Origin of the sequence: Sphingopyxis sp., from assembly GCF_050725615.1 — a bacterium.
Taxonomy (GTDB): domain Bacteria; phylum Pseudomonadota; class Alphaproteobacteria; order Sphingomonadales; family Sphingomonadaceae; genus Sphingopyxis.
On sequence record NZ_JBOHHU010000030.1, the window covers coordinates 37344 to 44676 of the forward strand.

The following is a 7333-nucleotide window of genomic DNA, read 5'->3' on the forward strand; positions in this document are numbered from 1 at the left end:
AAGCGGACTCCTCATAGACAGAGAAGTGGCTCGCTCAGAGAGCTTCGTCCAAAGCCGATGGGTCGGGATTTTTGTTTCGCACAAAGACACAAAGGCACGAAGAGGCTGGTTCACGGCCGCAAGGCCGATATTTCATCACCGCCGCGTTCCGCCGCAGCGTGAAAGGAATGAAGCCGCTTCGCGGCAAGCACGACATCTTCGTGCCTTTGTGTCTTTGTGCGAAATAAATCTCACTGCCATTTGCCGCTCAGCGCCTCGGCTCAGGGGCGCGCGGCCTCGGCGGTTCGGCGCCTCTCACGTTCCGCCCTTGAGCCAATGTCCGCAACCGGCCGATAGCCGTCAGCCAGCCATCCACTCGATCCACGCGCCATGGGCGTGGGCGCGGCCGAGCATTTTGGGTTCGCCGCCGCCGGGCCAAAAGCGCACCACCAGTTCGTGATGATGCACCGTCCGGTTCGCTTCGAGGGCGATCCAGGCGAGCGGGTACTCGGGCGTCGCGCGCGCGCCCGCCGCCGCCATCGCGGCGGTGACGCGCGCCTGCTGGTCGGCGGGAACATATTGCCAGACGATCGAATGCATCAGCACCCGCGTCGTGCCCGCCGCCTGCGGTTTCGCGAGTTCGGCCTCGACAAAATCGGCGGCGGTCTGGTGGACGATATCGGGCTTTTGTTCGCTCGCGGCGCCGCTCGCCGCGGCCATGCGGTCGAAGCGCACGCGATGTTCGGGCCAGATATAGGCCTTGAGCCGCAGCGCCTGCGCGGGGTCGGTGAGGTCGACCGGCGCGACGTCGCAGCCTTTCGTGCTGGCGATTTCGATCTTGTGCTGCGGCGGATGGACGCCGCGCCATTCGGGGGTGAAGGCCATGACGCCGGGCTGCGGCCCGACCTGGACCCCGGCGAGGTCATAATGATAGCGCGCGAGCATCAGGTTGATCCCCGCGCTCGACCCGATTTCGAGGCACTGGAAATGCGGCGGCAGGCCTTGGTCGGCGAGCCAGAGCATCGCGGCGATGAAGCTCGACGAGCGTCCGGCCTCGTTGGTCTGCGGCGGGCCGTCGAGCCAGGGCAGCAGCGCCGCCTCGTGCCGCCGGACGACCCCGGCGACGACCGCGGCGTCGTTGATCCCGTCGGCATCGGCATAGATGGGGGCAAGTTCGTGCGCGGCGCCCGCGAGGTGCAGCGCGTGGAGCCCGCCGGCGGCGCGCAAGGGCAGGGCATCGGCGAGCGGTGGGCCCGGCCAGCCGGCGATCCGCTTCGCAAACGCCGTCGCCGGGGCGTCGAGCAGGGTCGCCAGCGCCGCGACGACGCGGGCGGTCACCGGCGCGTCGTTGGCGCGGCAATAAAGGACCTGGTTGGCGAAAGCCCCGCGCACCGCTTCGGCGCCGGTATCGCTGAGGTCCATCGGCTGCATACGCTCGCTCATTGCCCTTTCTCCCGTCGCCGCTTATGGGCTGGCGCGCTTATGCCCGAACCGATCATCTTTGCCATCCCCAAGGGACGCATCCTCGACGAGGCGCTGCCGCTGCTTGCCGCAGTCGGCATCGAACCCGCGGCCGATTTCTTCGATCCGAAGAGCCGCGCTTTGGTGTTTGCGACCAACCAGCCGCATATCTCGCTGATCCGGGTGCGCGCCTTCGACGTCGCGACCTTTGTCGCGCATGGTGCGGCGCAGCTCGGCATCGTCGGGTCAGACGTGATCGACGAGTTCGACTATTCGGAGCTTTACGCGCCGGTGGACCTTGGCATCGGCCATTGCCGCCTGTCGCTCGCGGGTCCCGCCGGCAGCGCGCCGCCGGGGCTGGGGTCGAGCCATATTCGCGTCGCGACCAAATATCCGGGCACGACGCGCCGCTGGTTCGAGGCGCAGGGCATCCAGGCCGAATGCATCAAGCTCAACGGTGCGATGGAGATTGCGCCGAAGCTGGGGCTCGCGTCGCATATCGTCGACCTGGTGTCGACCGGGCGGACGCTGGTCGAAAACGCGCTCGCCGAACAGACGATCATCAGCGAGGTGTCGGCGCGGCTGATCGTCAACCGCGCGGCGTTCAAGCTGCGTTCGGCCGAGGTGCCGGCGCTGGTCGAGCGCTTCCGTCAGGCGGTTGGCGATGCGGCGGCTTGATGCCTCCGCGCCCGGCTTTGCCGACGATTTTGCCGCGCTGGTCGACGACCGGCGCGAGAGCGACGCCGATGTGTCGGCCGATGTCGCGGCGATCATCGCGCGGGTGAAGGCCGAGGGCGACGCGGCGCTCGCCGATTATACCGCGAAGTTCGACCGCTTCGATCTCGACGCCAGCGGGTGGAGCATTTCGAAGGAAGAATGCGCAGCGGCCTATGCGGCGCTGGCGCCCGAATTGCGCGGTGCGCTCGATCTCGCGGCCGAACGCATCCGTGCCTATCACGCCGCGCAATTGCCCGAAGATCGCGATTATCGTGACGCGGCCGGGGCGCGTCTCGGCGCGCGCTGGAATGCGGTCGACGCGGCGGGGGTCTATGTTCCGGGAGGACGCGCGGCCTATCCCTCGTCGGTGCTGATGAACATCATCCCCGCGAAGGTCGCCGGTGTTGAACGCATCGTGATGATGACCCCGACGCCGGACGGCGAGGTCAATCCGGTGGTGATGGCGGCGGCGCATATCGGCGGGGTCGATGAAATCTGGCGCGTCGGCGGCGCGCAGGCCGTCGCGGCGCTGGCCTATGGCACCGCGAAGATTGCGCCGGTCGACGTCGTAACGGGGCCGGGTAATGCCTGGGTCGCCGAGGCGAAAAGGCAGGTCTATGGGGTGGTCGGCATCGACATGGTCGCCGGCCCGAGCGAGATCGTCGTCGTCGCCGACAATCGCAATGCGCCGCATGTCATCGCCGCCGATCTCCTGAGCCAGGCCGAGCATGACCCGACGAGCCAGTCGATCCTGTTCACCGACGATGCCCTGTTCGGCGATGCGGTGGCGGCGGCGGTCGCGGAGGTCATCCCGACGCTGACGACCGCCGCGACGATGGGCGAAAGCTGGGACGCGAACGGCGCGGTGATTATCGTGCCGACGCTGGTCGATGCGATCCCGCTGTGCGACCGGCTGGCGCCCGAGCATCTCGAGCTCGCGGTCGATGCCGATGTCGCCGATGCGCTGTTTGCGACCGTGCGCCATGCGGGGTCGGTCTTCCTCGGCCGCCATACCCCCGAAGCGATCGGCGATTATGTCGCGGGGCCGAACCATGTCCTGCCGACCGGACGCCGCGCGCGCTTTTCGAGCGGGCTGTCGGTCAGCGATTTCATGAAGCGCACCAGCTTCCTCGCACTGGACGAATCGGCGTTGGCTGCTATTGGCCCCGCTGCCGTTGCGCTCGCGGGCGCCGAAGGGCTGCCGGCGCATGCGCTCAGCGTCCAGAACAGATTGACATAGACCATGAACAAACGCGCCCAATCCCGCTCCGCCGCCCGGCTCGCCGCCGTGCAGGCGCTGTACCAGCATGAGATGGAAGGCACGCCGGTCACCCGGCTGATCCACGAATTCCATCAGCACCGCATCGGCGCGACGATCGAAGACGCCGAATATGCCGAGGCCGACACCGCCTTCTTCGACGATATCGTGAAGGGCGCGCTCGCCCGCGCCGATGAAATCGACGCGGCGATCGTCGCGCGGCTGGCGAGCGGTTGGTCGATGGAACGGCTCGACCGCACGATGAAAGCGATCCTGCGCGCCGGCGCCTATGAACTGATGGCGCGCGGCGACGTGCCGGTCGGCGCGGTGGTCAGCGAATATGTCGATGTCGCCAAGGCGTTTTTCGATACGCGCGAGGCGGGGTTCGCCAATGGGCTGCTCGATGCGATCGGCAAGGATGTGCGCCAAGCCACCTAGAACCCGTTCGTGTTTCGACTTCGCTCGACACGAACGGAATTAGGGCACATTGTTTCGGGCGAGAGGGATGCGCATGTCCGAAGCCGATTTCATCGCCCGCCTGCGTGCCATCGCCACCGATCCCGCGGCGCGTGCGCTGGCCGACGATGCGGCGGTGCTCGGCGATCTGGTGCTGACGCACGACATGATCGTCGAGGGCATCCACTTCCTGCCCGACGACACGCCGCAGGACGTCGCGTGGAAACTCGTCGCGGTGAATCTGTCCGACCTCGCCGCCAAGGGCGCGGTGCCGATCGGGGTGCTCGTCGGCTACAGCCTCGGCGACGAGGCGTGGAATGCGGCCTTTGTCGAAGGGCTCGATACCGCGCTGCGCCGGTTCAATATCATCCTGCTCGGCGGTGATACGGTGCGCGTGCCCGCAGGGGCGCCGCGCAGTTTCGGGCTGACCGCGATCGGCCGCGCGCCCGAGGGCGGCGCGCCTGCGCGGAGCGGCGCGAAGCCCGGCGACCAGATCTGGGTCACGGGGACGATCGGCAATGCGGGGCTGGGCCTGGCGATGCGGTTGGGGCAGGTCGAGGCGAATGAGACATGCCTGTCGGCCTATCGCCGCCCGCAACCGCAACTGACCTTTGGCCAGGCGCTGGTGCCGCATGTCCATGCGATGATGGATGTATCGGACGGACTGCTGATCGACGCGCAGCGCATGGCGGCGGCGAGCGGGTGCGAGATCGGCATCATGCTCGAATCGATCCCGCTGTCGGCGGCGCTGCTCGCGGTGCGGCCCGACGTGCTCGACACAAGACTCGCGGCGACGGCGGCGGGGGATGATTATCAGCTGCTGTTCGCCGCCGATCCGGGCGCGGCGGCGGCGATCCGCGAGATATCGGCGGGGCTGAATATCGCGGTGACGCCGATCGGCCATGCCGGCGTCGGCGAAGGAATCCAGCTGACCCACCGCGCCCAGCGCATTGCGCTTCCGCCGCGTCTCGGTTTCATGCACTGAGCCAAAACCGACCGAAAATTGCCCGATAAGCGGGGTTGCGCCGACCTTTCTTTCTTCCCATAACGCGGCGTCCAAATTTGGGGCGGTCGCATCAGGGGAGAGGGCGAACCGGCAGTCAATAAGTCGGACGTGCTCGATTGCTAACCTGGGTCCGCCCCGTTCTAGGGGAAGGAATATCCACGCATGAATCCGGTTATGATCGCGATAGCGTGCGGCTTGATCGCCGTGCTCTATGGCTTCGTTACCTCCCGACAGGTGCTCGGCGCCTCGGCCGGTAACGACAAGATGCAGGAAATCGCCGCCGCCATCCAGGAAGGCGCCAAGGCCTATCTGGGCCGCCAATATCGCACCATCGCCATCGTCGGCGTCGTCGTCGCCGTGCTGGTCGGGGTCTTCCTCGGCCCGATTTCGGCGACCGGCTTCGTGATCGGCGCGGTGCTGTCGGGCGTCGCAGGCTTCGTCGGCATGAACATTTCGGTCAAGGCCAACGTCCGCACCGCGGCCGCCGCGCAGACCGGGCTGCAGGCCGGCTTGACCATGGCGTTCCGCGCCGGCGCGATCACCGGCATGCTGGTGGCGGGCCTCGCGCTGCTCGCGATCTCGGTCTTCTTCTGGTATCTGATCGGCCCCGGCGGTTACACCGTCGGCGGTGAGGATCGCACCGTCGTCGACGCGCTCGTCGCGCTCGCCTTCGGCGCCTCGCTGATCTCGATCTTCGCGCGTCTCGGCGGCGGTATCTTCACCAAGGCCGCCGACGTCGGCGCTGACCTGGTCGGCAAGGTCGAGGCCGGAATCCCCGAGGATGATCCGCGCAACCCCGCCGTGATCGCCGATAACGTCGGCGACAATGTCGGCGACTGCGCCGGCATGGCCGCCGACCTTTTCGAAACCTATGTCGTCACCGTCGGCGCCACCATGGTGCTGATCGCGCTGTTGCTGAAAGGCACGGGCGACCTGTTGCTGCCGATGATGAGCCTGCCGCTGCTGATGGGCGGCGTGTGCATCATCACCTCGATCATCGGGACCTATTTCGTGCGTCTCGGTTCGTCGAAGAATGTGATGGGCGCGATGTACAAGGGCTTCCTGGTCACTGCGATCCTGTCGATCCCGGCGATCTGGTTCTCGACCCGTTTTGCCCTCGGCGGCGACATGCAGAGCGTCATCGCCGAAGTGAACGGCAAGGCGTTCAACGGCACCGACCTCTTCTATTGCTCGCTGCTCGGCCTGATCATCACCGGGCTGATCATCTGGATCACCGAATATTACACCGGCACCAATTACCGCCCGGTGCGGTCGATCGCCAAGGCGTCGGAAACGGGCCATGGCACCAACGTCATCCAGGGTCTGGCGATCAGCCTGGAATCGACCGCGCTGCCGACGCTCGTCATCTGCGCGGGCATTATCATCGCCTATCAGATCGCGGGCATCATCGGCATCGCCTTTGGCGCCACCGCGATGCTGGCGCTGGCCGGCATGGTCGTCGCGCTCGACGCTTATGGTCCGGTGACCGATAACGCCGGCGGCATCGCCGAAATGGCGGGCCTCGACGACAGCGTGCGTGAAAAGACCGACCTGCTCGACGCCGTGGGCAACACCACCAAGGCGGTGACCAAGGGCTATGCCATCGGTTCGGCGGGTCTCGCGGCATTGGTGCTGTTCGGCACCTATACCGCCGACATCACCGAATATTCGGCGAAGCTTGGCATTTCGGAACCGCTGACCTTCTCGCTGTCGTCGCCCTATGTCATCGTCGGGCTGCTGCTCGGCGCCTTGCTGCCGTATCTGTTCGGCGCGATGGGCATGACGGCGGTCGGCCGCGCGGCGGGCGAAGTGGTCAAGGACGTCCGCGACCAGTTCAAGGCGAACCCGGGCATTATGACCTATGAGTCGAAGCCCGACTATGCGCGGACGGTCGACCTGGTGACCAAGGCGGCGATCAAGGAAATGATCATCCCGTCGCTGTTGCCGGTGCTGGCGCCGATCGTGGTGTATTTCGTGATCCGTACGGTCGCGGGTCCGGCCGAGGCGCTCGAGGCACTCGGTGCGCTCCTGCTCGGCGTGATCGTCGGCGGGCTGTTCGTCGCCATCTCGATGACCTCGGGCGGCGGCGCATGGGACAATGCCAAGAAATATATCGAGGACGGCAACCATGGCGGCAAGGGCAGCGAAGCCCATAAGGCTGCGGTGACCGGCGACACCGTCGGCGATCCGTACAAGGACACCGCGGGGCCGGCGGTCAACCCGATGATCAAGATCACCAATATCGTGGCGATCCTGCTCCTCGCGGCGCTGGCGCACGGCGCGGTCTAACGACCATCGCCTGCGGGTAAAAAAGAGCCCCGCCGGAGCGATCCGGCGGGGCTTTTTGTTTGGTGGTTTTGGGGGTGGGGGCGGACGTGGCTCTCCCCTCCCGCAGGCGGGAGGGGTTGGGGGTGGGCCAGCAGCGTTGCGGTCTGCCCACCCCGCTGCGACTAGGG

The 7333-nt window shown here is 66.8% G+C and carries 6 protein-coding genes; 5 read left to right on the forward strand and 1 reads right to left on the reverse strand.

Going from position 1 to position 7333, the window contains the following annotated elements:
* Window positions 1–339: 339 nt before the first annotated feature.
* The gene (locus ACREB7_RS09160) at window positions 340–1422 is read right to left on the reverse strand and encodes a DUF2332 domain-containing protein (protein WP_431591964.1); all 1083 of its coding nucleotides are present in this window, start codon (window positions 1420–1422) and stop codon (window positions 340–342) included.
* Window positions 1423–1461: 39 nt separating this feature from the next.
* Here ACREB7_RS09160 and hisG point away from each other — a divergent pair, with 39 nt between their 5' ends.
* The 5 genes from hisG to ACREB7_RS09185 all read left to right on the forward strand — a co-directional run bounded on the left by hisG (window position 1462) and on the right by ACREB7_RS09185 (window position 7166).
* On the forward strand, window positions 1462–2118 hold the full coding sequence (hisG, locus tag ACREB7_RS09165; protein WP_431591965.1) for an ATP phosphoribosyltransferase: 657 nt from the start codon (window positions 1462–1464) through the stop codon (window positions 2116–2118).
* Window positions 2105–3397: a histidinol dehydrogenase gene (hisD, locus tag ACREB7_RS09170; protein WP_431591966.1), complete on the forward strand. Its 1293-nt coding sequence runs from the start codon at window positions 2105–2107 to the stop codon at window positions 3395–3397. The genes hisG and hisD overlap by 14 nt, the downstream gene beginning before the upstream one ends.
* A gap of 3 nt (window positions 3398–3400) precedes the next feature.
* The gene (gene nusB / locus ACREB7_RS09175) at window positions 3401–3853 is read left to right on the forward strand and encodes a transcription antitermination factor NusB (protein ID WP_431591967.1); all 453 of its coding nucleotides are present in this window, start codon (window positions 3401–3403) and stop codon (window positions 3851–3853) included.
* A 73-nt stretch (window positions 3854–3926) separates the two neighbouring features.
* A complete protein-coding gene (gene thiL / locus ACREB7_RS09180) occupies window positions 3927–4856 on the forward strand; it encodes a thiamine-phosphate kinase (RefSeq protein ID WP_431591968.1) in 930 nt (309 codons plus the stop codon).
* Window positions 4857–5039: 183 nt separating this feature from the next.
* Window positions 5040–7166 (forward strand): sodium-translocating pyrophosphatase, encoded by a 2127-nt coding sequence (locus tag ACREB7_RS09185; RefSeq protein WP_431591969.1) that lies wholly within the window; start codon window positions 5040–5042, stop codon window positions 7164–7166.
* Window positions 7167–7333 lie beyond the last annotated feature (167 nt).